General features: G+C 58.6%; 28 protein-coding genes, 1 tRNA gene and 1 pseudogene. 18 read left to right on the top strand and 12 right to left on the bottom strand.

The features are described 5' to 3' along the window. From AC1DWM_RS24965 to ntrC, 5 genes are all read left to right on the top strand, one after another. A partial coding sequence (locus AC1DWM_RS24965; RefSeq protein WP_477794915.1) for an integrase core domain-containing protein occupies positions 1–209 on the top strand: 209 nt, incomplete at its 5' end. Positions 210–440: 231 nt separating this feature from the next. Continuing rightward, the gene (locus AC1DWM_RS24960; protein WP_477796402.1) at positions 441–950 is read left to right on the top strand and encodes a DUF4124 domain-containing protein; all 510 of its coding nucleotides are present in this window, start codon (positions 441–443) and stop codon (positions 948–950) included. Further along, positions 947–1567, top strand: coding sequence for a DUF4124 domain-containing protein (locus AC1DWM_RS24955; protein WP_477796401.1), 621 nt, complete (start codon positions 947–949; stop codon positions 1565–1567). The genes AC1DWM_RS24960 and AC1DWM_RS24955 overlap by 4 nt, the downstream gene beginning before the upstream one ends. 230 nt (positions 1568–1797) lie before the next feature. Beyond that, positions 1798–2883 (top strand): nitrogen regulation protein NR(II), encoded by a 1086-nt coding sequence (gene glnL, locus AC1DWM_RS24950; RefSeq protein ID WP_477796400.1) that lies wholly within the window; start codon positions 1798–1800, stop codon positions 2881–2883. Continuing rightward, positions 2880–4316: a nitrogen regulation protein NR(I) gene (gene ntrC, locus AC1DWM_RS24945; RefSeq protein WP_223518847.1), complete on the top strand. Its 1437-nt coding sequence runs from the start codon at positions 2880–2882 to the stop codon at positions 4314–4316. Before glnL ends, ntrC begins: the two co-directional genes overlap by 4 nt. A gap of 542 nt (positions 4317–4858) precedes the next feature. Here the strand turns inward: ntrC and AC1DWM_RS24940 are convergent. After that, on the bottom strand, positions 4859–5299 hold the full coding sequence (locus tag AC1DWM_RS24940) for a hypothetical protein (protein WP_477796399.1): 441 nt from the start codon (positions 5297–5299) through the stop codon (positions 4859–4861). On the opposite strand from AC1DWM_RS24940, the gene trmL reads away from it, so the two are divergent. After that, positions 5298–5753 (top strand): tRNA (uridine(34)/cytosine(34)/5-carboxymethylaminomethyluridine(34)-2'-O)-methyltransferase TrmL, encoded by a 456-nt coding sequence (gene trmL / locus AC1DWM_RS24935; protein ID WP_223518844.1) that lies wholly within the window; start codon positions 5298–5300, stop codon positions 5751–5753. The genes AC1DWM_RS24940 and trmL overlap by 2 nt on opposite strands. A gap of 167 nt (positions 5754–5920) precedes the next feature. Here trmL and secB read toward each other — a convergent pair whose 3' ends face one another. Genes secB through AC1DWM_RS24920 form a run of 3 tightly spaced genes read right to left on the bottom strand, consistent with a single transcriptional unit; the run spans position 5921 to position 7117 of the window. Continuing rightward, complete coding sequence (gene secB, locus AC1DWM_RS24930; protein WP_223518842.1) at positions 5921–6406, bottom strand: protein-export chaperone SecB; 486 nt, start codon at positions 6404–6406, stop codon at positions 5921–5923. Positions 6407–6432: 26 nt separating this feature from the next. Beyond that, complete coding sequence (grxC, locus tag AC1DWM_RS24925; RefSeq protein WP_223518840.1) at positions 6433–6702, bottom strand: glutaredoxin 3; 270 nt, start codon at positions 6700–6702, stop codon at positions 6433–6435. Between the two features lies 1 nt (position 6703). Next, positions 6704–7117: a rhodanese-like domain-containing protein gene (locus tag AC1DWM_RS24920; protein ID WP_223518838.1), complete on the bottom strand. Its 414-nt coding sequence runs from the start codon at positions 7115–7117 to the stop codon at positions 6704–6706. Between the two features lie 152 nt (positions 7118–7269). Between AC1DWM_RS24920 and gpmI the strand changes: the two genes are divergently transcribed. The 4 genes from gpmI (at position 7270) to AC1DWM_RS24900 (ending at position 12455) form a co-directional block, all read left to right on the top strand. Then, the gene (gene gpmI, locus AC1DWM_RS24915; RefSeq protein WP_223518836.1) at positions 7270–8799 is read left to right on the top strand and encodes a 2,3-bisphosphoglycerate-independent phosphoglycerate mutase; all 1530 of its coding nucleotides are present in this window, start codon (positions 7270–7272) and stop codon (positions 8797–8799) included. A gap of 228 nt (positions 8800–9027) precedes the next feature. After that, positions 9028–10326 (top strand): murein hydrolase activator EnvC family protein, encoded by a 1299-nt coding sequence (locus AC1DWM_RS24910; protein ID WP_477796398.1) that lies wholly within the window; start codon positions 9028–9030, stop codon positions 10324–10326. Positions 10327–10357: 31 nt separating this feature from the next. After that, entirely contained in the window at positions 10358–11677 is a 1320-nt protein-coding gene (locus AC1DWM_RS24905) for a S41 family peptidase (RefSeq protein ID WP_477796397.1), read from the top strand. Between the two features lies 1 nt (position 11678). Further along, positions 11679–12455: a divergent polysaccharide deacetylase family protein gene (locus AC1DWM_RS24900; RefSeq protein WP_223518831.1), complete on the top strand. Its 777-nt coding sequence runs from the start codon at positions 11679–11681 to the stop codon at positions 12453–12455. A gap of 121 nt (positions 12456–12576) precedes the next feature. Here the strand turns inward: AC1DWM_RS24900 and AC1DWM_RS24895 are convergent, their stop codons facing one another. From AC1DWM_RS24895 to AC1DWM_RS24865, 7 genes are all read right to left on the bottom strand, one after another. Then, on the bottom strand, positions 12577–13332 hold the full coding sequence (locus AC1DWM_RS24895) for a substrate-binding periplasmic protein (RefSeq protein WP_223518829.1): 756 nt from the start codon (positions 13330–13332) through the stop codon (positions 12577–12579). A 77-nt stretch (positions 13333–13409) separates the two neighbouring features. Further along, positions 13410–14180, bottom strand: a complete 771-nt coding sequence (gene hisF, locus AC1DWM_RS24890) for an imidazole glycerol phosphate synthase subunit HisF (protein WP_007949037.1) — start codon at positions 14178–14180, stop codon at positions 13410–13412. Positions 14181–14189: 9 nt separating this feature from the next. Further along, positions 14190–14927: a 1-(5-phosphoribosyl)-5-[(5-phosphoribosylamino)methylideneamino]imidazole-4-carboxamide isomerase gene (gene hisA, locus AC1DWM_RS24885; protein ID WP_223518825.1), complete on the bottom strand. Its 738-nt coding sequence runs from the start codon at positions 14925–14927 to the stop codon at positions 14190–14192. Positions 14928–14969: 42 nt separating this feature from the next. After that, positions 14970–15227 carry a DUF2164 domain-containing protein gene (locus AC1DWM_RS24880; protein WP_050682512.1) on the bottom strand — a complete coding sequence of 86 codons (258 nt, stop codon included), beginning with the start codon at positions 15225–15227 and terminating at the stop codon, positions 14970–14972. Then, positions 15228–15866: an imidazole glycerol phosphate synthase subunit HisH gene (gene hisH, locus AC1DWM_RS24875; protein WP_223518823.1), complete on the bottom strand. Its 639-nt coding sequence runs from the start codon at positions 15864–15866 to the stop codon at positions 15228–15230. Continuing rightward, the gene (hisB, locus tag AC1DWM_RS24870; protein WP_003218037.1) at positions 15866–16459 is read right to left on the bottom strand and encodes an imidazoleglycerol-phosphate dehydratase HisB; all 594 of its coding nucleotides are present in this window, start codon (positions 16457–16459) and stop codon (positions 15866–15868) included. The genes hisH and hisB overlap by 1 nt, the downstream gene beginning before the upstream one ends. Before the next feature lie 254 nt (positions 16460–16713). Further along, positions 16714–18378: an OFA family MFS transporter gene (locus tag AC1DWM_RS24865; RefSeq protein WP_223518821.1), complete on the bottom strand. Its 1665-nt coding sequence runs from the start codon at positions 18376–18378 to the stop codon at positions 16714–16716. A 222-nt stretch (positions 18379–18600) separates the two neighbouring features. Here AC1DWM_RS24865 and AC1DWM_RS24860 point away from each other — a divergent pair, with 222 nt between their 5' ends. The 7 genes from AC1DWM_RS24860 (at position 18601) to AC1DWM_RS24830 (ending at position 25101) form a co-directional block, all read left to right on the top strand. Continuing rightward, positions 18601–19014, top strand: coding sequence for an acetyl-CoA sensor PanZ family protein (locus AC1DWM_RS24860; RefSeq protein ID WP_223518818.1), 414 nt, complete (start codon positions 18601–18603; stop codon positions 19012–19014). Between the two features lie 71 nt (positions 19015–19085). After that, a complete protein-coding gene (locus tag AC1DWM_RS24855) occupies positions 19086–21317 on the top strand; it encodes an AsmA family protein (protein WP_477796396.1) in 2232 nt (743 codons plus the stop codon). Beyond that, a complete protein-coding gene (gene mutY, locus AC1DWM_RS24850; RefSeq protein WP_477796395.1) occupies positions 21314–22381 on the top strand; it encodes an A/G-specific adenine glycosylase in 1068 nt (355 codons plus the stop codon). The genes AC1DWM_RS24855 and mutY overlap by 4 nt, the downstream gene beginning before the upstream one ends. Further along, positions 22378–22650 (top strand): oxidative damage protection protein, encoded by a 273-nt coding sequence (locus AC1DWM_RS24845; protein WP_007949047.1) that lies wholly within the window; start codon positions 22378–22380, stop codon positions 22648–22650. Before mutY ends, AC1DWM_RS24845 begins: the two co-directional genes overlap by 4 nt. A 103-nt stretch (positions 22651–22753) precedes the next feature. Beyond that, positions 22754–22829, top strand: a tRNA-Phe gene (locus tag AC1DWM_RS24840). Positions 22830–23157: 328 nt separating this feature from the next. Next, complete coding sequence (locus AC1DWM_RS24835) at positions 23158–24237, top strand: hypothetical protein (protein WP_477796394.1); 1080 nt, start codon at positions 23158–23160, stop codon at positions 24235–24237. 72 nt (positions 24238–24309) lie between these two features. After that, positions 24310–25101: a TSUP family transporter gene (locus AC1DWM_RS24830; protein WP_223518811.1), complete on the top strand. Its 792-nt coding sequence runs from the start codon at positions 24310–24312 to the stop codon at positions 25099–25101. Between the two features lie 124 nt (positions 25102–25225). Here the strand turns inward: AC1DWM_RS24830 and AC1DWM_RS24825 are convergent, their stop codons facing one another. Then, positions 25226–25672, bottom strand: coding sequence for a carboxypeptidase regulatory-like domain-containing protein (locus AC1DWM_RS24825; protein ID WP_223518809.1), 447 nt, complete (start codon positions 25670–25672; stop codon positions 25226–25228). 264 nt (positions 25673–25936) lie between these two features. Between AC1DWM_RS24825 and AC1DWM_RS24820 the strand changes: the two are divergent. Continuing rightward, positions 25937–26536: pseudogene (locus tag AC1DWM_RS24820) on the top strand (DUF1016 N-terminal domain-containing protein); the annotation flags it as partial. Positions 26537–26550 lie beyond the last annotated feature (14 nt).

The raw sequence follows: 26550 nt of genomic DNA, 5'->3' as shown, positions 1-26550 counted from the left end.
TGAGTCGAAAAGGCCAATGTTGGGATAACGCCCCGATGGAGCGTTTTTTTGGCAGCTTGAAGTCCGAGTGGGTGCCTGAAGAGGGCTACCACTCGGAATATGAGGCCCGAGTAGATATCAACCGATATGTGGCGCGCTACAACAATGTAAGGCGCCACAGCTACAACGGTTACCACTCGCCGGTAGCGGCAGAAAAGATGGCGGCGTGAGAACCGAAAACAATGTCCAAAATTACTGGACCAGATCAGCCTGCTCGCGAAAGCGTCGTGCCAGTCAGTATCAATGTTGAATGATAAATTGCTTTCGCGAGCAGGCTCGCTCCCACAGGGTTTGTGGTGTCGGAGAGAAATCAGTAAATCATTCACAAATGTTAACGGCTTGGGTCAATCACCGCCCCTGACCTATGCTGCACCCCAACGCTTTCGTTTCCGGTCGATTTTATGGGTCGTGGTTTGCTTTTGATGTTGCTGCTGATCGCCCTGCCCGCCGCAGCGCAGATTTATAAATACACCGACGCCGACGGCAATACCGCCTACAGCAATCAACCACCCGACGGCGTCACGGCCCAGCCGGTTGAATTGCCGCCGCTGAATAGCGTGGCACCCCCAACCCCTCCCGCTCCCTCTTCCGAAAGCACCAGCAATGAGCCGCCGCACAGTGCCTATGAGGCGCTGCAGCTGACCGGCCTGCCCACCGGTGAGGCCCTGCGTGCCAATAACGGCACCTTCACCGTCAGCGTCCTGATCAAGCCGCGCCTGCAAGCGCCGCACCTGTTGCGATTGCTGCTGGATGGCCAACCCTACGGGCAGTCGAGCAATGTGCCGATCCTGCAGCTGGTGAACGTCGACCGCGGCGAACATAGCCTGGCGGTGCAGGTGATCAATGGAGAGAACGTCCTTCAGCAAAGTCCCACCGTGACGTTCACCGTGCAAAGGGTGCACAAGCCATGAGGCTATGGCTGCTGATCGCCTACTTGATCGCCTTCCCTGTGTCGGCCGAGGTATTCACCTATGTCGATGCTCAGGGCAATCGCGCCTTCACCGACCAGCCGCAGCATGGCAATGCCAAACGTGTGCCGCTGGCTAACAGCAATCGCATGACTGCCCAGCCCACCGCTACGAAGCCGCTGATTGCCGCGAACCCGCCCGAAGAACAACCGCTGTTCCACTACGACTTGCTTCGCATACTGGTGCCGGAGCCGGACGCGACGATCCGCAGTAATGCCGGCGAAATCATCGTCAGCGTCACCAACGAACCCCGCCTGCAACCGGGCCATCGCTACCGACTTCTGCTCGACGGCCAACCCACCGCCGACCCCGGCCTCAGTCCGGTGTTCCCCCTGAGCAACATCGACCGTGGCAGTCACAACCTGTCCGTTGAAATCCTCGACGAGCAAGGCCGCACCGTCGAACGCACCGCCAATCAGCCGTTCCATATGCTGCGCACATCCCTCGCGCAAAAACGCCAGGTCAAACCCTGCGCCCTCGTCGACTACGGCAAACGGCCGGAATGCCCGCTCACAGACAAACCGAAAGAAGAAATAAATCCTTTCTTGCGTTTGTTCTAACGCCGTTCAGCTTTACGCACTACATTGGTGCAATAGGTTGCACCGTACCCATATCGCAACCCATTTTGGTTCGAAAGTACCCGCGAAAACTGGCAGAACGCCACGCAAACGAGCGTCAAACGTCCGTTTCAGGCCTTAAACGCTTCTTTTCGGAGCCTTGGTTTGGTTTTTGCATTTTCCTCGTATCGGCGCGTTATTCACGCACATGCCCTGCTCCAAAAGAGGTCCTGATGACCATTAGCGACGCACTGCATCGACTACTACTCGACAACCTGACCACCGCCACCATCCTGCTCAACGCCGAATTGCGCCTTGAGTACATGAACCCGGCGGCGGAAATGTTGCTGGCCATCAGCGGTCAGCGTAGCCATGGGCAGTTCATCAGCGAATTGTTCACCGAATCCACCGAAGCGCTGAACTCCCTGCGCCAGGCAGTCGAGCAGGCGCACCCGTTCACCAAGCGCGAAGCGATGCTCACCGCTCTCACCGGCCAGACCCTGACCGTCGACTACGCGGTAACGCCGATCCTGGCCAATGGCGGCACGATGCTGTTGCTGGAAGTCCATCCCCGTGACCGCTTGCTGCGGATCACCAAGGAAGAGGCACAGTTGTCGAAGCAGGAAACCAGCAAGATGCTGGTGCGCGGTCTGGCCCACGAAATCAAGAACCCACTGGGCGGGATTCGCGGCGCCGCACAATTGCTCGCCCGCGAACTGCCGGAAGAAAGCCTGCGCGATTACACCAACGTGATCATTGAAGAAGCCGACCGCCTGCGAAACCTCGTCGACCGCATGCTCGGCTCGAACAAGTTGCCGTCGCTGGCCATGTGCAATATCCATGAGGTGCTGGAGCGTGTCTGCCAACTGGTGTCAGCGGAAAGCCAGGGCTGCATCACCTTGGTGCGCGACTACGACCCCAGCATTCCTGACGTGCTGATCGACCGCGAACAAATGATTCAGGCGGTGCTGAACATCGTGCGCAATGCGATGCAGGCCATCAGCAGCCAGAACGAACTGCGCCTGGGTCGCATCAGCCTGCGTACCCGCGCCTTGCGCCAATTCACCATCGGCCACGTGCGCCATCGCCTGGTGACCAAGATCGAAATCATCGACAACGGTCCGGGCATTCCCGCAGAACTTCAGGAAACCATTTTCTTTCCCATGGTCAGTGGTCGTCCGGACGGTACCGGGCTGGGCCTGGCCATTACCCAGAACATCATCAGCCAGCACCAGGGCTTGATCGAATGTGACAGCCACCCAGGCCACACCACTTTCTCGATCTTTCTGCCACTGGAACAAGGAGCCACATCGACATGAGCCGTAGTGAAACCGTGTGGATCGTCGATGACGACCGTTCTATCCGTTGGGTCCTGGAAAAAGCCTTGCAGCAGGAAGGCATGACCACGCAAAGCTTCGACAGTGCCGATGGCGTGATGAGCCGCCTGGCGCGCCAGCAGCCAGACGTGATCATCTCTGACATCCGCATGCCCGGCGCCAGCGGCCTGGAACTTCTGGCACGGATTCGCGAACAGCACCCGAGGCTGCCGGTCATCATCATGACGGCTCACTCCGACCTGGACAGCGCTGTCGCGTCCTATCAGGGTGGCGCGTTTGAATACCTGCCCAAGCCGTTCGACGTCGATGAAGCGGTCTCTCTGGTCAAGCGCGCCAACCAGCACGCCCAGGAGCAGCAAGGCCTGGAAGTCCCGGTCGCCCTGACCCGTACGCCAGAAATCATCGGTGAAGCACCGGCGATGCAGGAAGTGTTTCGCGCCATCGGGCGCTTGAGCCACTCCAACATTACCGTGCTGATCAATGGCGAATCCGGGACCGGTAAAGAGCTGGTGGCCCACGCCCTGCACCGTCACAGCCCACGGGCGGCCTCGCCGTTCATCGCACTGAACATGGCGGCGATTCCAAAAGACCTGATGGAATCCGAGCTGTTCGGCCACGAGAAAGGCGCGTTCACCGGCGCGGCCAACCTGCGTCGCGGACGTTTCGAACAGGCAGACGGCGGCACGCTGTTCCTCGATGAAATCGGCGACATGCCGGCCGATACGCAAACCCGCTTGCTGCGAGTACTGGCCGACGGCGAGTTCTATCGCGTTGGCGGTCATGTGCCGGTGAAGGTCGATGTGCGAATCATCGCCGCAACGCACCAGAACCTGGAAACCCTGGTACACGCCGGGAAATTCCGTGAAGACTTGTTCCACCGCCTCAACGTGATCCGCATTCACATCCCGCGCCTGTCGGACCGTCGCGAAGACATCCCGACCCTGGCCAAGCACTTCCTCAGCCGCGCTGCGCAGGAACTGGCGGTCGAGCCGAAGCTGCTGAAAAGCGAAACCGAGGAATACCTGAAGAACCTGCCGTGGGGCGGCAACGTGCGCCAGCTGGAGAACACCTGCCGCTGGATCACGGTGATGGCTTCGGGTCGCGAAGTGCACATCAGCGACCTGCCGCCAGAGTTACTGAGCCTGCCGCAGGACTCGGCACCGGTGACTAACTGGGAACAAGCGCTGCGCCAGTGGGCCGATCAAGCGTTGGCACGTGGTCAGTCGAGCCTGCTGGACACCGCTGTGCCGGCCTTCGAGCGGATCATGATCGAGACCGCCCTCAAACACACCGCCGGCCGTCGCCGCGATGCTGCGGTCTTGCTGGGTTGGGGGCGTAACACCCTGACACGCAAGATCAAGGAATTGGGGATGAAAGTGGATGGCGGGGATGATGATGAGGGAGATGAGGGTTAAGCAGCCTGCAGTTCTTCACTGACAGTTACATCCAATCGCGGGCAAGCCTTGCTCCTACAGGTCATATGCCAATTTTGACATTGCGCATGACCTGTAGGAGCAAGGCTTGCCCGCGATGCTTTATGGGGCCTCATGCACCGTGGCAATGCACCGTGAACCGCAATCGCGCACAAAGACTGATTCACAACCCCGCATTTTTTCGCAATCGAACCCAGCTGAAAAAACACGAAAGCCCCTGAATACGGGGCTTTTGGCGTTTTAAAGCGATTTTCTGTACCAATTTGTTAAAACCTGGCACGCCGCCTGCAATAGTCCATTCAGTGATTCAGTTCACTACCCGGTTTCGGGGACCTTGGTACAGGCAGGCCGGGGATTCCCCTCTTTACATCGGGCTCACACCGCTTACGCGACGAGCCCACCCTGTTTTGGGGCCCTTGATACAGGCAGGTCAGGGGTTCCTTCTTTACACCGGGCTCACGACGCAATGCGCGAGCCACGCCGTTTTGGGAACCTTGGTACAGGCAGGCCGGGGATTCCCTCTTTTATTGCTCCCGGAGATGGATCTCCAGCCGCCAGCGATCATCGACCTCACTACCGGCCCATTCGCCTTGCAGTGGTCGGGCTGCCACCACCGACAGCAACAACCCCCCATCACTCAAACGCACCCGCCAGTTGACGCTCTTGTCGTTGAGCTTGAGCTGACCTTTCTGCGCCGGGCCTTCGGCCTCGAACAGTAATGCGAGGCTACCGTCCACAAACTCGCCATGGTTCTTGGGTTCGTTGTTGAACCACACTACCAGCCCGTCGCTGGTGGCCTCGACCTGCTGCAAAACTGTCGGATCGGGCGCGGTCAGGCGACCGATCATCAGCCCCACCATCATCCCGACAATCGCCAACGAACCGAGCACTCGCGGGAATAGTTTCGAACGGGGATCCTTTGGCGGCGTAGAATGCCCGTCATCTTTACCTTCGGAGCCGTGCATGTTTCACGTCATCCTTTTTCAACCAGAAATTCCACCGAATACCGGCAACGTTATCAGGCTGTGCGCCAACAGTGGCTGCCACCTGCATTTGATCGAGCCGCTGGGCTTCGAGATGGACGACAAACGTCTGCGCCGGGCCGGCCTCGATTACCACGAGTATGCCACCCTGCAACGCCACGCCGATCTCGCCAGTTGTCTGGAGAGTCTTGGCCATCCCCGGTTATTCGCCTTCACCACCAAGGGCTCGCGACCGTTCCACGATGCCAGTTTCGCCGAGGGCGACGCCTTCCTGTTCGGCCCGGAAAGCCGAGGCCTGCCAGCTGAAGTGCTCGACGCCCTGCCCGGCGAACAACGACTGCGCTTGCCGATGCGTGAAGGCTGCCGCAGCCTGAACCTGTCGAACACCGTGGCCGTCGCCGTGTACGAGGCCTGGCGCCAAAACGACTTCAAATAACACCGCCGTCCTTGTAGGAGCTGGCTTGCCAGCGAAAGCGGTGTAACAGCCAGCACAGAGGTTGAGTGTGATGGCCCCTTCGCTGGCAAGCCAGCTCCTACAGGTTTCGTTTGCTCCATGAAAAAAGCGCCTTCAGAGGCGCTTTTTTCATGGAGCAAACGAAGCTTTTATTGAACGGTCGGAGTCTCGCCAGCCGCCTGCATGCGTTGCAGCTCTTGTGCGTACAGCGCGTCGAAGTTCACCGGTGCCAGCATCAGGGCCGGGAACGAGCCACGGGTGACCAGGCTGTCCAGGGTTTCGCGAGCGTACGGGAACAGGATGTTCGGGCAGAACGCGCCGAGGGTGTGGCTCATCGACGCGTCGTCCAGGTTCTTGATCAGGAAGATCCCGGCCTGTTGCACTTCAGCGATGAATGCCACTTCGTCACCGTTCTTCACGGTCACGGACAAGGTCAGCACGACTTCGTGGAAGTCGCCTTCCAGGGTCTTTTGACGGGTGTTCAGATCCAGACCGACGCTCGGCTCCCACTGCTGGCGGAAAATCGCCGGGCTTTTCGGGGCTTCGAAAGACAAGTCACGTACGTAGATGCGCTGCAAGGAGAATTGCGGTGCGGTTTCTTCTTCGCTAGCTGCAGTGTTCTGTTGGTCAGTCATCTCAGATCCTTTCTGATCTTGGGGTCTTATAGGGAAGGCATACAGGCCTTGAGCATTGCGTCGAGCTTACCGGCGCGCTCAAGGGCAAACAAATCATCACAACCACCAACGTGGGTGCTGCCGATCCAGATCTGCGGCACGGACGTACGTCCGGCTTTCTGAGCCATGGCGGCGCGCACCTGTGGCTTGCCATCGACCTTGATCTCTTCGAAGGCCACGCCTTTGTTCTCGAGCAGGTACTTGGCTCGCGAACAGTAAGGGCAGTAATCGCTGGAATAGACGACGACGTTGCTCATATCACTTCACCAGCGGCAGGTTGTCGCCCTTCCAGCTGGAAATACCACCGGAGAGCTTGGCGGCGGTGAAGCCGGATTTCATCAGTTCGCGTGCATGCGTACCGGCGGTCTGGCCCAGGGCGTCGACCAGGATGATGGTCTTGGCCTTGTGCTTTTCCAGTTCGCCGATGCGAGCGGTCAACTTGTCGTGAGGAATGTTCAACGCGCCAACGATGTGACCGGCGGCGAAGTCCTTGGTCGAACGGATGTCGATCACAACGCCTGCGTCCTTGTTGACCAGCCCGGTCAATTCACCGGTACTCAGGCTACGGCCGCCGCCTTGCATTTGATAGGCAATCAGCGCCGCCAGCAGTACGACGAAGATACCGACAAGAATGTAGTGGTTAGTGGCAAATTCAATCAGGTGAGCAACCATCGAAGGAGGTTCCAGGGCGTTAAAATGTCGGCCAGTATACACAGCCACTATGGTGGGCCAAACCCCGTCCGGCGGTGACGTGGCCGGAACTTCGCTTTAAACTGCCACTCCCTTTTCCATCGCCCTCTTTTAACTTAAGCCAGAGTGAATCCATGACTACCACGCCTAAACCTTTGGTCCTGATTATTCTCGATGGCTTCGGTCACAGTGAGAGCCCTGAATCCAACGCCATCTATGCGGCCAAGAAGCCCGTGCTGGACCGTCTGTGGGCCACCGTGCCGAACGGCCTGATCTCCGGCAGCGGCATGGACGTCGGCCTACCGGATGGCCAGATGGGCAACTCTGAAGTCGGCCACATGAACCTCGGCGCCGGTCGCGTGGTGTATCAGGACTTCACCCGCGTGACCAAGTCGATCCGCGACGGCGAGTTCTTCGAGAACCCGACCATCTGCGCCGCTGTAGACAAGGCCGTTGCAGCCGGCAAAGCCGTGCATTTCATGGGCCTGCTGTCCGACGGCGGTGTTCACAGCCACCAGGACCACCTGATCGCCATGGCTGAACTGGCATTCAAACGCGGCGCTGAAAAAATCTACCTGCACGCCTTCCTCGACGGCCGCGACACGCCACCGAAAAGCGCGCAGTCATCCATCGAATTGCTCGACGCCAGCTTCCAGGCGCTGGGCAAAGGTCGTATCGCCAGCATCATCGGCCGCTACTTCGCCATGGACCGCGACAACCGTTGGGACCGCGTGTCCCAAGCCTACAACCTGATTGTTGACGGCAACGGCGAATTCAACGCAGCCACCGCCCAGGAAGGTCTGCAAGCTGCTTACGAGCGTGGCGAGAGCGACGAATTCGTCAAAGCCACCTCCATCGGCGAGCCGGTCAAGGTCGAAGACGGCGACGCGGTGGTGTTCATGAACTTCCGCGCCGACCGCGCCCGTGAACTGACTCGTGTGTTCGTCGAAGACGATTTCAATGAATTCGAACGCGCGCGCCAACCGAAACTGGCCGGCTTCGTCATGCTGACCCAATACGCCGCGAGCATTCCTGCGCCGTCGGCGTTCGCCGCCGGCAGCCTGGAAAACGTGCTGGGCGATTACCTGGCGAAAAACGGCAAGACTCAACTGCGCATTGCCGAAACCGAGAAATACGCCCACGTGACCTTCTTCTTCTCCGGCGGTCGTGAAGAACCGTTCCCGGGCGAAGAACGCATCCTGATCCCGTCGCCAAAAGTCGCTACCTATGACTTGCAGCCGGAAATGAGCGCACCGGAAGTTACCGACCGCATCGTCGACGCCATCGATAACCAGCGTTACGACGTGATCGTGGTCAACTACGCCAACGGCGACATGGTCGGCCACAGCGGCGTGTTCGAAGCAGCGGTGAAAGCCGTTGAATGTCTGGACCAGTGCGTCGGCCGCATCGTCGAAGCCTTGGAAAAAGTCGGCGGCGAAGCGCTGATCACTGCCGACCACGGCAACGTCGAGCAAATGTCCGACGAAGCCACCGGCCAGGCGCACACCGCTCACACCACCGAGCCTGTGCCGTTTATCTATGTCGGTAAGCGTGACCTCAAGGTCCGTGAAGGCGGCGTACTGGCGGATGTGGCGCCGACCATGCTGATGTTGATGGGCCTGGAAAAACCGGCGGAAATGACCGGGACATCGATTCTGGTGTAATCGACCGTTCAATCACCACCAAACCCTGTGGGAGCGAGCCTGCTCGCGATAGCAATCTGACGGCCAACATCACTGTTGAATGTCAGGACGCCATCGCGAGCAGGCTCGCTCCCACATTGGTTTGTGGTGTTTTTTTGTCCAGTTATCACACAGCCCCAATTGGGCATTTTTTTTGCCACGCTTGGCGGGCATACTAGGCCGTCCCTTTCCCTGGTGCCGCCCGCCTCTATGCTCCGCGTCCTGATAGTCCTAGCACTGACTTGCCTGCTCCAACCGGCCTTCGCTGACGAGCGCGAGCAAACCCAACAACAGTTGGACGCCACGCGTCAGGACATTGCCGAGCTGAAAAAACTGCTGGGCAAGTTGCAGGAAGAAAAATCCGGTGTGCAAAAAGAGCTCAAAGGCACCGAGACTGAAATGGGCAAGCTCGAGAAACAGGTCGACGCCCTGCAAAAAGAGCTGAAGAAAAGCGAAACCGAGCTACAGCGACTCGATGCCGAGAAAAAAAAACTCCAGAGCGCGCGCATTGAACAGCAACGACTGATCGCCATTCAGGCCCGCGCGGCCTATCAAAACGGCCGTCAGGAATACTTGAAGCTGCTGCTGAACCAGCAGAACCCGGAACAGTTCGCCCGCACCCTCACCTACTACGACTACCTGAGCCAGGCCCGACTGGAGCAGCTGAAGAATTTCAACGAAACCCTGCGCCAACTGGCCAATGTCGAAAAAGACATAGACGCACAGCAGGCGCAGTTGCTGGTGCAGAAGAGCAGCCTCGACAGCCAGCGCGACGAACTCGACAAAGTCCGCAAGGAGCGCCAGCAAGTCCTGGCCAAGCTCAACGAAGACGTAAAGGCTCGCGACCAGAAACTGGCCTCCCGCGAGCAGGATCAGGCAGACCTGTCTAAAGTCCTTAAAACCATTGAAGAAACCTTGGCTCGCCAGGCCCGTGAGGCAGAAGAAGCGCGGCAAAAAGCGCTGATCGCCCAGCAGGAAGCCGAAAAAAAGCGTTTACGTGAGGCTCAGGCTGCAGCAGATGCAGAAACCACCGACGCCCCACGCAAACCGGTTAAATCGACACCCGGCGCTTTGGTCTCAAGTTCAGGCGAGACCTTTGGCGGCCCCTTTTCGTCAACTCGGGGAAAACTTCCCTGGCCGGTTGATGGTCGACTGTTGGCACGCTTTGGCGAGTCTCGTGGCGACGATGCCCGCACCAAGTGGGACGGCGTGATGATCAGCGCCTCCGCCGGCAGTCAGGTGCATGCCGTGCATGGCGGTCGCGTGGTGTTTGCCGACTGGTTGCGTGGTGCCGGGCTACTGGTGATTCTCGACCACGGCAACGGTTTTCTGAGTCTTTATGGTCACAACCAGACGTTGCTCAAGTCTGCGGGTGACGTAGTAAAAGCCGGTGAGTCCATCTCCACTGTCGGCAACAGTGGCGGGCAGGACACACCAGCACTGTATTTCGCTATTCGTCAGCAGGGTCACCCGAGTGATCCGGCGCAATGGTGTCGTGTGCAAGGATAAGCACGCTACCTAATTCAGGAGTTCGTTTGACATGCTGCATTTGTCCCGCCTTACCTCGCTGGCCCTGACGATCGCCCTGGTGATCGGCGCGCCTCTGGCGTTCGCCGCTCAACCAGCGCCGGCTGTCGCGCCTGCGGGCACTGCCGCGACGACCAAGGCCCCGTTGCCTCTGGAAGAGTTGCGCACCTTTGCCGAGGTCATGGACCGGATCAAGGCCGCCTATGTCGAACCCGTAGATGACAAGACCCTGCTGGAAAACGCCATCAAAGGGATGCTCAGCAACCTCGATCCACACTCTGCCTACCTGGGCCCGGAAGACTTTGCCGAGTTGCAGGAAAGCACCAGCGGTGAATTCGGCGGCCTGGGCATCGAAGTTGGCGCCGAAGACGGTTTCATCAAGGTCGTTTCGCCGATCGATGACACTCCGGCGTCCAAGGCGGGCATTCAGGCCGGTGACTTCATCGTCAAGATCAATGGCCAGCCGACTCGCGGCCAGACCATGACTGAAGCCGTGGACAAGATGCGCGGCAAGATCGGCCAGAAAATCACCCTGACCCTGGTGCGCGATGGCGGTACACCCTTCGACGTAACCCTGTCCCGCGCCATCATCCAGGTGAAGAGCGTGAAGGCGCAGCTGCTGGAAAACGGCTACGGCTATATCCGCATCACTCAGTTCCAGGTCAAGACCGGCGAAGAGGTCTCCCAGGCCCTGGCCAAACTGCGCAAGGAAAACGGCAAGAAGCTCAAAGGCATCATCCTCGACCTGCGTAACAACCCCGGGGGCGTGCTGCAGGCTGCGGTGGAAGTGGTCGATCATTTCATCAAAAAGGGCCTGATCGTCTACACCAAGGGCCGTATCGCCAACTCCGAGCTGCGCTTCTCCGCGACCGGCAAGGATGAAAGTGAAGCCGTGCCAATGGTCGTGCTGATCAACGGCGGCAGCGCCTCGGCTTCGGAAATTGTCGCCGGTGCCTTGCAGGATCAAAAACGCGCCGTGGTGATGGGCACCACCAGTTTCGGCAAAGGCTCGGTACAAACCGTGCTGCCACTGAACAACGACCGCGCCCTGAAGATCACTACCGCGTTGTACTTCACCCCGAACGGTCGCTCGATTCAGGCCCAGGGCATCGTCCCGGACATCGAAGTGCGCAAGGCCAAGATCACCAACGAGCAGGACAGCGAGTACTTTAAGGAAGCCGATTTGCAGGGTCACCTGGGCAATGGCAACGGCGGCGCCGATAAGCCGACCGGCACCAGCGGCAAAGCCAAGGCCATGCCGCAGGATGATGATTACCAGTTGGCCCAGGCCTTGAGCCTGCTCAAAGGGTTGAGCATCACGTCCGGCCGCTGAGATGCTCCAGCGGTTTATCCTGTGTTTATTGCTCTGTCTGGCGGGTGTTGCTCACGCAGCTCCCGTCGAGACGCCCCCTCAAAAAGCCTATCTCAGCCTGATCATCGATGACCTGGGGCAGAACCTGCCCCGGGATCGCCGCGTGCTGGCCCTGCCCGGCCCGGTGACCGCGGCGATCATGCCCGACACACCCCACGCCACCGAATTCGCCCGCGAAGCCCATCGCGCCGGCAAGATCGTCATCCTGCACATGCCCATGGACCCGGCCACGGGCCCCTTCGCGTGGCACCCGGACTTGCCCATCGAAGAGCTGGAAAAACGCCTGAATGCGGCGTTCAAGGTCGTGCCCTATACCGCCGGCATCAACAACCACATGGGCAGCCGAATGACCGCTCAACCGGCCGCCATGGCCTGGTTGATGGCGGATTTGCAGCAGCGGCACAAATTCTTCGTCGACAGCCGCACCAGCGCGCAAACCGTTGCCGCCGCCCAGGCGCAGAAGATTGGTTTGGCCAGCGTTTCGCGGGATGTGTTTCTGGATGACGAACGCACCGAAGCGGCAATCTTCACCCAGTTACAGACGGCGATCAGCCTGGCGCGCAAGCAGGGTTCCGCGGTGATGATCGGGCATCCATATCCGCAGACGCTGGCGGTTATGGAGCGGGAGTTGCCGAAGCTGAAGGCTCAGGGGATTGAGTGGATTGATATCAGGCAGATGATCAGTGTGCGCGGTAACCGGGCAACCACGGCGCATGGCAAGGATGGGGTGTACCGATAACTTGCAGTTGAACCACCCTCTGTAGGAGCCGGCTTGCCGGCGAAGCGGTCTTGAATATCACGCTGCCTGTGCGACCGCCTTCGCTGGCAAGCCAGCTCCTACAAGGGGTGCGGTGGCGCCATTAGAGATACCGCGCCATGATCTCGTCTACCTTGCCTTCCTTGCGCAGTTGATCCAGCACGGCCTGAAGTTTGGCCACCATCTCGTCCGGCACGTCTTTGTTCAACGCCAGGTACAGCTCGGCGCTATTGAAGCGCAGCACCGTTTTGAGACCATTTACGCCTTCCTGCCGCGCAAGATAGCGCCCGGCCGGATCACCAGTCGCCCACAAATCAATTTGACCGTTGACCAGTTTCTTCGCGTTGTCCTGATCGCGAAGCACAACGATTGGATTCAGCCCCTGCTTGGCGAGCGTCTCGGCAATTGCATCGCCCTTGTAGGCACCGATTTTGTATTGGCGCGCGTCATCCAGCGTTTCGAGGGTGATCGTGCTGTCGGCCTTGGCCAACATGATCCAGTCATCCGGGCCAATCGGGCCGACCCACTTGAAGAGCTTCTCGCGGTCAGGCAAACGCGCCATCACGAACACGCCGTAACCGGGCTTTTCCAGGGCGAGTTTGTAGATTCGCTCCCAAGGGAAACGCAGCGTCAGGCTATATGTGATGTCGGAACGCTTGAACATCTCGCGGACAATGTCCACGGCGATACCATTGATGTTCTCGTCTTGAGCGAAGTTTTTGCCGTTCTTCGCCATGTTGTACGGCGGGAAATTTTCCGTCAGCAACACCAGGTCGGTGTCGGGGCTTTCTGCGGCATGCGCTCCGCTGATAAACAACAGAGAGGCACTGGCGAGGACTAGAAGAAGGCGTTTGAGCATGTCTGGCTACCGAAATCCATGGCGTACCCAAGAGTGCCTTGAGCCCGCCATGATGTCCACTGGCCTGCATTGATTGTTTAGCGCATCACGATGCCGCGATGCGCCATGTAGGCCTTGGCTTCCTGCACGGTGTATTCGCCGAAGTGGAAAATACTCGCCGCCAATACTGCGCTGGCGTGACCTTCGAGGATGCCGTCAGCCAAGTGCTGCAAGTTGCCGACACCACCGGAGGCGATCACCGGAATCCCCAAGGCATCGCTGATGGCACGGGTCACACCGAGGTCGAAGCCGTTTTTCATGCCGTCCTGGTCCATGCTGGTCAGCAGGATTTCACCGGCACCGAGGCCTTCCATTTTCTTCGCCCATTCAACAGCGTCGAGACCGGTAGGTTTGCGACCGCCGTGGGTGAAGATTTCCCAGCGCGGGGTTTCGCCCGGCAGTGAAACCTTCTTGGCGTCGATGGCGACGACAATGCATTGCGAACCGAAATGCTGCGCGGCTTCGCCGACAAACTCGGGATTGAACACCGCAGCCGTATTGATCGAAACCTTGTCCGCACCGGCATTCAGCAAATTGCGAATGTCCTGCACGGTGCGCACGCCACCGCCGACGGTCAGCGGGATGAACACCTGGCTGGCCATGCGCTCCACGGTATGCAGCGTGGTGTCGCGACCGTCGACGCTGGCGGTGATGTCAAGGAAGGTAATCTCGTCGGCACCCTGCTCGTCGTAGCGACGGGCGATTTCCACCGGGTCACCGGCATCGCGAATGTTCTCGAACTTCACACCTTTAACGACCCGGCCGTTATCCACGTCCAGGCAAGGGATGATGCGTTTGGCCAGCGCCATGGTCAGTCCTCAGCCTTTGTACGAGTCGCAGAAAGCTTGCGCTTCAGCGACATCGAGGGTGCCTTCGTAGATCGCCCGGCCGGTGATTGCGCCGATGATGCCTGGCGCCTTGGCGTCGAGCAGCGATTTGATGTCACCGAGGTTGTGAATACCGCCGGAAGCGATCACCGGAATACGCGTGGCAGCGGCCAGGGCGGCGGTGAACGGTACGTTGCAGCCCTGCATCATGCCGTCTTTGGCGATGTCGGTATAAACGATCGCGGATACGCCGTCGGCTTCGAATTGCTTGGCCAGGTCAATCACCTGAATGGTGCTGATTTCAGCCCAGCCGTCAGTGGCGACAAAACCGTCTTTGGCATCCAGACCGACGATCACTTGGCCCGGGAACGCGCGGCAGGCTTCGGCGACGAAGGCCGGGTCTTTCACGGCTTTGGTGCCGATGATCACGTAGCTCACGCCGGCTTTTACGTAGTGCTCGATGGTTTCCAGCGAACGGATACCGCCGCCGATCTGGATCGGCAGGTTCGGATAACGCTTGGCAATCGCAGTGACCACTTCGCCATTGACCGGCTGGCCTTCGAAAGCGCCGTTCAGGTCGACCAGATGCAGACGACGGCAACCGCCTTCCACCCACTTGGCAGCCATGCTCACCGGATCATCGGAGAACACCGTGGAATCTTCCATGCGGCCCTGGCGCAGACGAACACAGGCACCGTCTTTGAGATCGATAGCGGGAATAATCAGCATCTGGCAAACCTTCAAATTCGAGTATTCAGCTTCGCTCGGAAATCAGTTTTTCTCGAGCGCCCACAAGTCGCTTTCGATGCTTTCGAACCTCTCTTTGAGGTGCGTCTGCACATCGAAAATCGCCCTGTTGTAATAGTGCGGAGCAATTTCACGGGTAAACAGCTCAAGGATTTCGGCCGCTTCGAACGAACCCAGGTCCAGTTCGAAGCGATCCTCCATGAAGCGTTTGATCTTCTGGTTGGCCTCGTTCTCCTGTTCAGGAGTGAGGGTCAGGATCGGTGGCTTCTTTTTGACGGCCATTTACCAGCGACCATCCCACGCGGCGAAGTTCTGCAGCAATTGCAGACCATGGGTATGGCTCTTCTCCGGGTGGAACTGCACGGCGAAACGCGAGCCTTCGGCCAGCGCCGCAGCAAAATCGACACCGTAGTGACCGCCGCCCACCACCTGCCGCGCGTTGCCGGCGGCGATGTAGTAGCTGTGCACGAAGTAGAAACGCGCCAGGTCCGGAATGTCGTGCCACAGAGGATGTGCAATCGTCTGCTTCACTTCGTTCCAGCCCATGTGCGGGACTTTCAGGTGTTCGCCGTCTTCGTGCAGGTCCTTGCCGAAAAATTTCACCGCGCCCGGGAACAGGCCGATGCAGTCGACGCCATCGTTCTCTTCACTGCTGTCGAGCAAGGCTTGCATGCCCACGCAAATGCCGAGGAACGGACGGTCCTGGCTGACTTCACGCACCAGCGAATCGAAGCCCAGGCGACGGATCTCCGCCATGCAATCGCGAATCGCGCCGACGCCGGGGAAAACCACCCGATCGGCTTCGCGAATCACGTCGGCATCGCTGGTGATCAGGACCTTGCCGGCACCGACGTGCTCGAGGGCCTTGGCCACCGAGTGCAGGTTGCCCATGCCGTAATCGATAACCGCGACCGTCTGCATTACAGAACGCCTTTGGTCGATGGCATCTGACCGGCCATGCGGTCATCGAGCTCTACGGCCATGCGCAGTGCGCGGCCGAATGCCTTGAACACGGTTTCGATCTGGTGGTGGGTGTTGGTGCCACGCAGGTTGTCGATGTGCAGGCTGACGAGCGCATGGTTGACGAAGCCCTGGAAGAACTCCTGGAACAGGTCAACGTCGAAACCGCCGACGGTAGCGCGGGTATACGGGACATGCATCTGCAGGCCTGGGCGGCCGGAGAAGTCGATGACCACACGCGACAGCGCTTCATCGAGCGGCACGTAGGCGTGGCCGTAGCGACGGATGCCTTTCTTGTCGCCGATGGCTTTGGCAAAGGCCTGACCCAGGGTGATACCGACGTCTTCCACGGTGTGGTGGTCGTCGATATGCAGGTCGCCCTTGCTGACAATATCCAGGTCGATCAGCCCGTGACGGGCGATCTGGTCCAGCATGTGCTCAAGAAAAGGAACACCGATATCAAATCGGGCCTTTCCGGTGCCATCCAGGTTGATCGAGGCTTTGATCTGGGTTTCCAGAGTGTCGCGCTCGACTGACGCCTTACGTTCGGCCATCACCAGCTCCGCAAAATCATTGGGCGAAAAAGGCAGCCATTATAGGGGCGCGGGCGCGAAACAGAAACACGATACGTGATATCCCTGACGGGCTGAACCCGGCACTGTCGGGGATAGACATGTCCATACAAGCCGGCATTCATTGCGAATGCACGGCTTTTGTAGGAGCTGGCTTGCCAGCGAAGGCGGCCGGGCGAAGTGCAGCGGCAATGAGGACGCCTTCGCCGGCAAGCCGGCTCCTACAACGTTTGGCGTTAGTGGAACAAGATCGCCGTTTTCTGCAGGGTTACCCACACACCCCACGCCAACGGAATACCCACCACCAGCCACGCCGCCACCGCCAAAGGCTTAGTGCCCGCGTCCGCTTTCCACTCCAGCTCGGTACTGCTGTCGGCACCTTTGTCGTGACCCAGCGCCTGTTCGGCAGCCAGCTCAGCATCGGTCATGAAGTACTTGTCAGCCACCGGACGCACCAGCAGGTTACACAGGAAACCCAGCACCAGCAGGCCGGCGAGAATGTACAAGGTGATGTCGTAAGCGGCGGCGCGCTCAACGCCGATGCTCAGTTGATACTCACGCAAGTAGTTCACCAACACCGGACCCAACACCCCCGCTGCCGCCCATGCCGTCAACAGACGACCGTGGATCGCGCCGACCATTTGCGTACCGAACAAGTCCGCCAGATAAGCCGGAACCGTCGCAAAACCACCGCCGTACATCGACAGGATGATGCAGAACGCCGCGACGAACAGCGAGACGTTACCCAGGTGACCGAGGTTCGGGATCAACGCATACAGCGCGAAACCCAACGCGAAGAACACGAAGTAGGTGTTTTTACGGCCCAGGTAATCCGAGAACGAGGCCCAGAAGAACCGGCCACCGATGTTGAACAGGCTCAGCAAACCAGTGAAACCGGCAGCAATCGCCGCAATCGAAGCCAGTTGCCCGGCGTCCAGTTGACCGAATGGCAGGTCCACACCAATCAATTTGCCGCCGAACACTTCCTGCAACAGCGGCGACGCCATGCCAAGGATGCCGATACCGGCCGATACGTTCAGGCACAGCACCAGCCACACCAGACGGAACTGTGGAGTTTTCCAGGCGACATTCACATGAACATGGCGGTGGGTGATCATCGCGTTAGCGGTTTTTTTCGCCGGCGCTGTCCAGCCCTCAGGCTTCCAGCCGGTTGGCGGAACGCGGTAGGACAGAGCGCCACCGATCATGAACACGAAGTAGATCGCGGCCATTACCAGGAAGCTCTGCCAGACGCCGACGCTGGTTGGCGAAGCGAAATGGCTCATCAGGGCTGCGGCCAGCGGAGCACCGACCATCGCGCCACCGCCAAAACCCATGATCGCCATACCGGTCGCCATGCCGCGCTTGTCCGGGAACCACTTGATCAACGTCGAAACCGGCGAGATGTAACCCAACCCCAGGCCGATACCGCCAATGACCCCGGAGCCGACCCACATCAGCCAGATCTGGTGGGTATAGATCCCCAGTGCTGAAATCAACAGACCACCACACCAGCACAGCGCCGATACAACGCCAGCCTTACGCGGCCCGGCGTGTTCCAGCCAGCCACCCCAGATCGCTGCCGAGCAGCCGAGGAAGATGAAGAACAAAGTGTAGATCCAGCCGAGCATCGAGATCGGCCAGTCGCATTGCGACGAGAAAATTTGCGAAATGAAGCTCATGTCCGGCGCGCAGGCCACTGGAGCGGTCACGCCCAGCGCCTTGGACAGTGGCAACCAGAACACCGAAAAGCCGTAAGCCATACCGATGCAAAGGTGGATGGCCAAAGCGGCCGGTGGCACCAGCCAACGGTTAAATCCGGGCTTGGCGATGATGCGCTCCTTGGACAGGAACGCAGGCTGGCCGGCTATGAGGCCGTCCGCCGTGATGCTCGTGGTCATTGTGTATCCCCCAATTATTAGTAGGGTTCGCCAGCCACTCCTCACCCCCGGCTTCTTATGCGCACGCGTGACCGTTTTGTTAGGTGAAGCTGCTTTTTGTGCGGCATCTCGTCGCAGCAGGACGGACGAACGGGCAAAGGTTACCATTTGAGCGTGGCAGAAAAGCCAAACTGATATCACCATTTGTATGTCATCCGTTCTCGTACCTCTTAAGGAGTCGCCATGCCGATCATTGTCGAACCGCTGAACGAGGCCACTTACCAGGATCAGCAAGACTTGCAGAAAATTTACCGTGACGCCCCGGACTGGCTGTACGCCCCGTATTCAGGGGATGTGCAACTGATCGAAGGCTGCCTGCGGGACGGTTCGCTGATCGCCGGACGCTTCAATGATCGACTGCTCGGCGCGGCCCGCTTGCAACGGCATCAGGACGTTTGGCACTTGTCCCAACTTTGCGTACGAAAAATTACCCGTCGGCGTGGCGTCGCCGAACGTCTGGTGAACGAAGCGCAGAAAATGGCCTCTGAGTCGGGCGCCACGCTTCGCTTGCTGGCCCCCGCCGGGCATCTCGAAGCCCAGGCCCTTGCCGCCAAGCTGAAACTGCCACTGGATGTACTTCCGGCAGTTATCGCCTGACCGGTCGTCCGCTTCAGAGCGCTATACTCCCCGGCTAAATTTCGAATTCGACTATCTACAAGGACTCGCCCATGAAAGCGTTCGGCAAAATCCTGGGTCTGGTACTTCTCGGGCTGTTGCTGATCATTGTGGCGCTGGGCTTTGCCCTGACCCACCTCTTTGATCCCAACGACTATAAAGACGAGATTCGCCAGATTGCCCGCGACAAGGCCCACATCGAGCTGACGCTCAATGGCGATATCGGCTGGAGCCTGTTCCCTTGGCTGGGCCTGGAATTGCATGAGGCCAGTGTCGCGACCCTGGCCAAGCCGACGGAGCCGTTCGCCGACTTGCAGATGCTTGGCCTGTCAGTGCGCGTGCTGCCGCTGCTGCGCCGTGAAGTGCAGATGAGCGATGTGCGTGTTGAAGGCCTGAACTTGCGCCTGAACCGCGACAAGGACGGCCATGGCAACTGGGAAGATGTCGGCAAGGTCCCGGCGCCAGTCACTCCGGCCACGCAACCAGCCACTCCTGGCGAACCTGCACCGGCGCCGGAAACCACCGTTCAGGTAGAAAAACCGGCCCAGCCGATTCGCCTGGACATTGACAGCCTGACCGTGAACAACGCCCGCGTCGAATACAGCGACGAGAAGACCGGCAGGCAGTTCAGCGCCGAAAGCATCCAGCTGAGTACAGGCCCGGTGCATGACTCGACCAACATCCCGGTCAAACTCACCGCGTTCCTCGGCACTAACCAACCGGTTCTGCGGGTGCGTACCGAGCTCACTGGTGAGCTGCGTTTCGAACGCGCGCTGCAACGCTACAAATTCGAAGACATGAAAATATCCGGCGAAGTCGCCGGTGATCCGCTGCAAGGCAAGACCATGACCTTCGCAGCCCAAGGGCAATTGCTGCTGGATAAAGCTGCGAACGTCGCCGAATGGACCGGCATCAAGATCTCTGCCAACCAATTGCGCGCACTGGGTGAACTCAAGGTCAACGACCTCGACAAGACGCCGCAGATCAGCGGCGGCATTTCGATTGCCCAGTTCGACCTGGCAAAATTCGTCGACAGTATTGGCCAGAAGCTTCCGGCCATGGCCGAAGGCAGCCTGAGCAAAGTCGAACTGGTGAGTCGCGTTGCCGGCACGCCGACCAGCGTTTCGTTCGACGACATCAACCTGAAAGTCGATGACAGCAGCTTCAGTGGCCGCATCGCCGTCGAGGATTTCGCCAAACAATCGCTGCGCGCAGTCCTGAAGGCTGACACGTTCAATGTCGACCGCTATCTGCCACCCAAATCCGCCGAAGCCAACAGCGCGACACAGGTGCGTCAGGCTGAAGTCGCCAGCACCGAGGCCAATGCCATAGCCGGCGCGGGCAGCACACCGCTGCCGGAGTCACCGACCAAGGACGCTTGGAGTACCGAACGCCTGCTGCCGGTGGAACGCTTGAGCAAACTCGACGTGGACGCCGACCTGACCTTTGGCCAGTTGACCCTCGACAAGCTGCCGATCCACAACGCCGCGTTCAAGGCCACTGGCCTGGGCGGCCTGTTGACTCTGGAGAACCTGCGCGGCGATCTGTACGACGGCAACTTCGAAACCAAGGGCACCCTCGACGTGCGCCAGCAAGTGCCTGCGCTGAGCATGCAGACGCAGATCAGCAAAGTGCCGGTGGAAAAAATCCTCGAAAGCCAAGGCAAAAATCCACCGGTCAACGGCCTGGTGACGCTCAACAGCGCGCTGACCGCCAGCGGCAACAGCCAGAAAGCGTTGATCGACAGCCTCAACGGCAACGCCAGTTTCGTCGTCAACAATGGCGTGTTGCTCAACGCCAACCTCGAACAACAGCTGTGCAAAGGCATCGCCACCCTGAACCGCAAAACCCTCAGCGGCGAGCCACGGGGCAAGGACACTCCCTTCCAGGAACTCAAAGGCACCCTGACTTTCCATAACGGCGTGGCCAGTAACCCGGACCTGAAAGTGCGCATCCCGGGCATGACCGTGAATGGCGACGGCGACGTTGATCTGCGCGTGCTGGGCATGGACTATCGCGTGGGCATCATCGTCGAAGGCGATACGAGCGCCATGCCGGACCCGGCCTGCCAGGTCGGCGACAAATATGTCGGCATCGTGTGGCCGCTGCGTTGCCGGGGGCCGCTGGAACTCGGCGCCAAAGCCTGCCGTCTCGACAATGAACGCATGGGACAAGTCGCGAGCAAACTGGCTGAAGATCGGATCAGTGAAAAAATCGACGAGAAGTTTGGCGATAAAATTCGCCCGGAACTGAAAAACGCGTTAAAGGAGCTGTTCAAGCGATGAAAGCCGAGCAGTTTTCTTCGGCGGTGCTGGACTGGTACGACCGCCACGGCCGCCACGATTTGCCTTGGCAACAGGGCATCACCCCGTATCGGGTGTGGGTCTCGGAAATCATGTTGCAGCAAACCCAGGTCAGCACCGTGCTCAATTACTTCGATCGTTTCATGGCCTCGTTGCCAACGGTCGAGGCCCTGGCCGCCGCGCCGGAAGACGAAGTGCTGCACCTGTGGACGGGCCTGGGTTATTACACCCGCGCGCGCAATTTGCAGAAGACCGCAAAAATTGTCGTCTCCGAGTACGGCGGCGAGTTTCCGCGAGACGTGGAAAAACTGGTTGATCTGCCGGGCATCGGCCTGTCGACGGCGGGCGCCATCGCCAGCCTGAGCATGGGCCTGCGGGCGCCGATCCTCGACGGTAACGTCAAACGCGTCCTGGCGCGCTTTACCGCGCAAGAGGGTTACCCGGGGGAGCCGAAGGTCGCAAAACAGCTCTGGGCCAACGCTGAGCGCTTTACGCCGCATGATCGGGTCAACGCCTACACTCAGGCGATGATGGATCTGGGCGCCACGCTGTGTACCCGCAGCAAGCCGAGCTGCCTGTTCTGCCCGCTGGAAAAGGGTTGCGAAGCGCACATGCTCGGCCTGGAAACCCGCTACCCCGTCCCCAAACCGCGTAAAACCGTGCCACAGAAGCGCACGCTGATGCCCATGCTCGCCAATGGCGAGGGCGCGATTCTGCTTTACCGTCGCCCTTCCACGGGCCTGTGGGGCGGTCTATGGAGTTTGCCGGAGCTCGATGACCTCGATGACCTGCAACATCTGGCCTCGCAGCACTCACTGGAACTGGGCAGCCAACAAGCGCTGCCAAGCCTGGTGCACACCTTCAGCCACTTTCAGTTGTCCATCGAACCCTGGCTGGTCCATGTCCAGGAAGCCGGCCATCACGTGGCCGAGGCCGACTGGCTCTGGTATAACCTCGCCACCCCGCCGCGCCTGGGCCTTGCCGCCCCGGTCAAAACCTTGCTCGAACGCGCGGCCGCCGTATTGAACGCAGGAGAGTCGTCATGACCCGCACCATCATGTGCCGCAAGTACAAAGAAGAATTGCCCGCCCTGGAACGCGCTCCCTTCCCGGGCGCAAAAGGTCAGGACATTTTTGACCACGTCTCGGCCAAGGCCTGGGCCGACTGGCAAAAACACCAGACCCTGCTGATCAACGAAAAACGCCTGAACATGATGAATGCCGAAGATCGCAAATATCTTCAGGGCGAGATGGACAAGTACTTCTCCGGCGAGGATTACGCCAAGGCTGACGGCTACGTCCCGCCGGCTGAATAATCCCGATTTCTCGGGGGTCGGATCGTAAGCGACGGTAATAATTAAAATTTTTTTCAAAACTTTCTTGACGACCCCCTGAAAAACCAGTTTAATGCGCCCCGTTGCCCAGATAGCTCAGTCGGTAGAGCAGGGGATTGAAAATCCCCGTGTCGGCGGTTCGATTCCGTCTCTGGGCACCAAATACCGAAAACCCTGAATCGCAAGATTCAGGGTTTTTTTATGCCTGCGATTTGATGAGGCACTGTTCCAGTCACCCTCGAAGCGCCGGACGAAGCATCCCCCCACCTCCTCGCGCCACGCCAGCAAGCACCTGCAACGCCTTCCGAAGCCGAGTCCCGAGTGGCATCAAGCATTAGTGATCGGCCCTTCTCGCAATCTCTCGGGTTTGTCGGAACGCTCCGTATGCTTTAACGGAAGTGGATGACATACGCTGATCATCGGCTTGGGCAGAATCGTGGGAGGAGCTGCCGCATAACCGGGAGCAGATACACAACAGGGATGTAGACAATGACTGACGCCATCAAACGGGATGTCGAAAACGTTGAGCTTCTTACTGGACAGGACATCAGAATTTTGAGCTTTGATATTCGGCAGTCAACATGGCTTCACAAGTTCGCCGAAGAACTGGCCGCCATCGGCGGGCCGCAGGCACCAGGAGCCAATTTCAAAGCCTCTCTGGCAGCCACAGAATTAAAGTTCTCGTTTTCGAAAGACCATTGCGAACTGCTGGAGGCCTACTCCAATGGCCTTGTTTGCGTGTTGATCTTTGAAGGGCTGCAAAAAATCACCGATGGCAACCCTCCAAATGAACTACCCAACCTGACATCCCTGGAAAATCGCTACGACGTCCTTTGCCTGGCCGCCCGTAATCAGATCTTGTTGAAACTGGTGGATAACAACTCCTTTGCCTACGACATGGACAACGAAGGAAAGCTGGTTCGACTAGTGGCCAACTTCAAGGGTGGCGGACTCGTCAAAATCAATGCCGAGACGGACATCAAAGAACTGAGTTCCCATTCCGGCCTCGCGCTTGGCCCGCATACCGAGGCGCCTTACTGGTGCGCCGTGAACGCGAAAGACGGGCACTCGCCCTCTCCGTCGTCGCTCATACTTTCCGCCCTGTGGAACCCGAGTCTGGAACCTACGCGGGTGATTCCGTTACCTCCCCTATTGGAAAAAATTGGCGTTACCCACTGCCTCGCACTGACCACGGGCAACTTCCAATTCACTCGTAGCGACTCCTTTGTCAGTGGCAAAGGGGAAGATGGTCGCAACGTTTCGATTCTAGAGTTTGACGACAAGGTCGGGTTCGCGGCCCGCTTCAACTCGTATCGCTTTTCGGTCAACGACAACGCCTCGAGCTTTGTCAAAACGGCCTATGCCGCCCTTTGCCAGGGGGTAAGCGAAGCAACTCCATTCAAGTACACGCTGACGCAAGAGTCGGCCATGGTCATCAATAACGTCCGATCCCTGCACTGTCGCGATGTCATCAAAGACAACAGACGGGTCCTGGTACGTATTTTCGGGCTTTCAAAATTTTCTTCCCCTGTCGTTATTTCAGAGGACCCGTTACTGCTGCAGGGCTGATTTTTTAAGCGTTCAAGCTGCGCAAGGACCAGTCATGTGATTACTGGCCAATAACTATAAAGAGGGAATGTTATGTCTTGGGATTTAATAGGCATGTTGGCGCTTGTCGCTTTTTTCGCCGGTTTTTTTGATGCGATTGCCGGCGGTGGGGGCTTGATTACCTTACCTGCATTGTTTCTGGCCGGTATAGATCCGATCAGCGCAATTGCAACGAACAAGTTCCAGGCCGCGTCGGCAACTGTTTCGGCCACTGTGACCTTTGCTCGTAAAGGAATGATCGAGTGGCGCGAAGGCCGTTTCCTGGTGATCTGCGGATTTATTGGCGGCGCCAGTGGTGCCTTGCTGGTCAGCTCTATTGATAAGCACTATCTGGAAGTTTGCGTGCCTATCATGCTGATTCTGGTGGCTATCTATTTTGCTTTCTCTCCCAAGCTGGCCAATGAAGATCGACGCAAGAGAATCGGCATTCTGCTTTTTTCGTTTACCGTCGCGCCGATCCTGGGCTTTTACGACGGTATATTTGGCCCCGGTGTGGGCTCTTTCTTTATTGTCGGGTTTGTACTTCTCTGCGGCTTGGGCATGATGCGGGCCATGAGTTTTACCAAACTTGCCAACGCCTCATGCAACCTGGGTTCTTTGTCGGTCTTCATTACCAAAGGTGTGATTATTTGGCCGATTGCCATAGCCATGGCTTTGGCGGCCTTCATCGGCGCTCAATTGGGTGCACGAGCCGCTGTTCGCGTCGGTCCACGCTTGATTAAACCCATGTTGATCGTGGTCTGCTGCGCCTTGGCCATCAAGCTGCTGAGCGTAGAAAGCAATCCCTTACGCGTCGCGATCCTTGAAACTTTGGCTTCGCTATGATTGCCGGTGCGACTCTGACCAGTTCTTGCCTTCAACTTTGATCGCCGCCGACCCACCCTGCGCAGGGTCGGCGGTTCGATGCCGTCTCCGGTACCAAATACCGAAAACCCTGAAACCAACCCCCTCATTCGCTACTGTTCCAGTGGAACACCAGATTCCTCGCGCCAGCACTGGCGATATCTGTCGTGTCACGCTTCGCTTCACCATTGCGCGTTGCCACGACCGTGTACTTGCCAGGAGGCAATTGGACGTAAACCAAAGGGCCTGCCTGCCTGAGCGTCAGCACCGGACCTTGAGCGTTCTGGACAAGCAGTTCCACGTCTGGAATGTATTCGTCTTTCGGACCGACAGAGAAGGTCATGTGCAGGTTATAACCAGTGGTTTGCTGGATAGCCTTCGCTTCATCCTCGCCAATACCACCGGACAGGTAAGCAATCCCGTTTTGCTCCTGCTGCTGAACTTGCACGCCTGAACTGTCGACGGGCTCAAGACTGGCCGCATTCAGCATCGCTGGAAACGCCAGAGCGCCGATGGCAACAAGGGACAACATGAATGCATGGGCGAATTTCATGATGACGACTCCCGGGCTTCTCAGAACCCTTTCACTCCCTTGAATTTTGATTTCCAGTACACCGGTCGAGTTTTAGATTGATTCGATCTTGGGTTCACTGCGAAACGGACTACACCCTGTATTCCACAAATACGTCCCGCCGTCGGCCTGGTCCTGCAAAACGAATCCGGCAATTCCTTCCGGCTTACCAGCGGCGTACTGCATCGCCACCCCACGCTCTCTTGTCATCCTCTTTCGCCTGCTCCTCCAGCCACGGAAGACTTCATGACCATCGTCAAAACCGATAACACCCAAGATCCACAACTCGCCTCTCTGGTGAGCAACCTTGGAGATCTGATCCGCCAGGCACGTCTTAAAGTGCTTCGAGCGGTCGATACGGCTCAAGTGCAAACCTGTTGGCAGATCGGGCGGCATATTGTCGAGTTTGAGCAGGAGGGGGCTCGTAGGGCGGGGTATGGGAAGCAGTTGTTGGCGACTCTGGCGAAAATTCTGACAGCCGAGTTCGGGAAAGGGTTTGACGCTTCCAACCTTCGCTACATGCGCCAGTTCTATCAAGCCTTCCCAATTTGTGACGCACTGCGTCACGAATTGAGCTGGACCCACTACCGCAGACTACTGCGGGTGGACAACGACCATGCCCGTCATTGGTACATGAACGAGTCAGCCCTTCAGAATTGGTCGAGTCGCGCCCTGGAGCGTCAGATCAACACGCTGTATTACGAGCGGCTGTTGGCAAGTCGCGATCGGTCTGCGGTCAGGGAGGAAGCCGCCACCAATATCCGGAGAATGGCCACTAGTCCCACTGACCCTACACGGAGTTCAGAGGTATTGGAGTTTCTCGGCCTGCCTGATACAGCCTCAGTAGATTGTCCCCAAGC

The sequence above is a fragment of the Pseudomonas sp. P4_C8 genome, assembly GCF_056401975.1.
This window is presented reverse-complemented; position numbering and strand designations above follow the sequence as displayed.

Bases quoted from the DNA above. Each gene is read 5' to 3' on its own strand.
- AC1DWM_RS24960 (WP_477796402.1), top strand. From the start codon at position 441: ATGGGTCGTGGTTTGCTTTTGATGTTGCTGCTGATCGCCCTGCCCGCC.
- AC1DWM_RS24955 (WP_477796401.1), top strand. From the start codon at position 947: ATGAGGCTATGGCTGCTGATCGCCTACTTGATCGCCTTCCCTGTGTCG.
- glnL (WP_477796400.1), top strand. From the start codon at position 1,798: ATGACCATTAGCGACGCACTGCATCGACTACTACTCGACAACCTGACC.
- ntrC (WP_223518847.1), top strand. From the start codon at position 2,880: ATGAGCCGTAGTGAAACCGTGTGGATCGTCGATGACGACCGTTCTATC.
- trmL (WP_223518844.1), top strand. From the start codon at position 5,298: ATGTTTCACGTCATCCTTTTTCAACCAGAAATTCCACCGAATACCGGC.
- AC1DWM_RS24940 (WP_477796399.1), bottom strand. From the start codon at position 5,299: ATGCACGGCTCCGAAGGTAAAGATGACGGGCATTCTACGCCGCCAAAG.
- secB (WP_223518842.1), bottom strand. From the start codon at position 6,406: ATGACTGACCAACAGAACACTGCAGCTAGCGAAGAAGAAACCGCACCG.
- grxC (WP_223518840.1), bottom strand. From the start codon at position 6,702: ATGAGCAACGTCGTCGTCTATTCCAGCGATTACTGCCCTTACTGTTCG.
- AC1DWM_RS24920 (WP_223518838.1), bottom strand. From the start codon at position 7,117: ATGGTTGCTCACCTGATTGAATTTGCCACTAACCACTACATTCTTGTC.
- gpmI (WP_223518836.1), top strand. From the start codon at position 7,270: ATGACTACCACGCCTAAACCTTTGGTCCTGATTATTCTCGATGGCTTC.
- AC1DWM_RS24910 (WP_477796398.1), top strand. From the start codon at position 9,028: ATGCTCCGCGTCCTGATAGTCCTAGCACTGACTTGCCTGCTCCAACCG.
- AC1DWM_RS24905 (WP_477796397.1), top strand. From the start codon at position 10,358: ATGCTGCATTTGTCCCGCCTTACCTCGCTGGCCCTGACGATCGCCCTG.
- AC1DWM_RS24900 (WP_223518831.1), top strand. From the start codon at position 11,679: ATGCTCCAGCGGTTTATCCTGTGTTTATTGCTCTGTCTGGCGGGTGTT.
- AC1DWM_RS24895 (WP_223518829.1), bottom strand. From the start codon at position 13,332: ATGCTCAAACGCCTTCTTCTAGTCCTCGCCAGTGCCTCTCTGTTGTTT.
- hisF (WP_007949037.1), bottom strand. From the start codon at position 14,180: ATGGCGCTGGCCAAACGCATCATCCCTTGCCTGGACGTGGATAACGGC.
- hisA (WP_223518825.1), bottom strand. From the start codon at position 14,927: ATGCTGATTATTCCCGCTATCGATCTCAAAGACGGTGCCTGTGTTCGT.
- AC1DWM_RS24880 (WP_050682512.1), bottom strand. From the start codon at position 15,227: ATGGCCGTCAAAAAGAAGCCACCGATCCTGACCCTCACTCCTGAACAG.
- hisH (WP_223518823.1), bottom strand. From the start codon at position 15,866: ATGCAGACGGTCGCGGTTATCGATTACGGCATGGGCAACCTGCACTCG.
- hisB (WP_003218037.1), bottom strand. From the start codon at position 16,459: ATGGCCGAACGTAAGGCGTCAGTCGAGCGCGACACTCTGGAAACCCAG.
- AC1DWM_RS24865 (WP_223518821.1), bottom strand. From the start codon at position 18,378: ATGACCACGAGCATCACGGCGGACGGCCTCATAGCCGGCCAGCCTGCG.
- AC1DWM_RS24860 (WP_223518818.1), top strand. From the start codon at position 18,601: ATGCCGATCATTGTCGAACCGCTGAACGAGGCCACTTACCAGGATCAG.
- AC1DWM_RS24855 (WP_477796396.1), top strand. From the start codon at position 19,086: ATGAAAGCGTTCGGCAAAATCCTGGGTCTGGTACTTCTCGGGCTGTTG.
- mutY (WP_477796395.1), top strand. From the start codon at position 21,314: ATGAAAGCCGAGCAGTTTTCTTCGGCGGTGCTGGACTGGTACGACCGC.
- AC1DWM_RS24845 (WP_007949047.1), top strand. From the start codon at position 22,378: ATGACCCGCACCATCATGTGCCGCAAGTACAAAGAAGAATTGCCCGCC.
- AC1DWM_RS24835 (WP_477796394.1), top strand. From the start codon at position 23,158: ATGACTGACGCCATCAAACGGGATGTCGAAAACGTTGAGCTTCTTACT.
- AC1DWM_RS24830 (WP_223518811.1), top strand. From the start codon at position 24,310: ATGTCTTGGGATTTAATAGGCATGTTGGCGCTTGTCGCTTTTTTCGCC.
- AC1DWM_RS24825 (WP_223518809.1), bottom strand. From the start codon at position 25,672: ATGAAATTCGCCCATGCATTCATGTTGTCCCTTGTTGCCATCGGCGCT.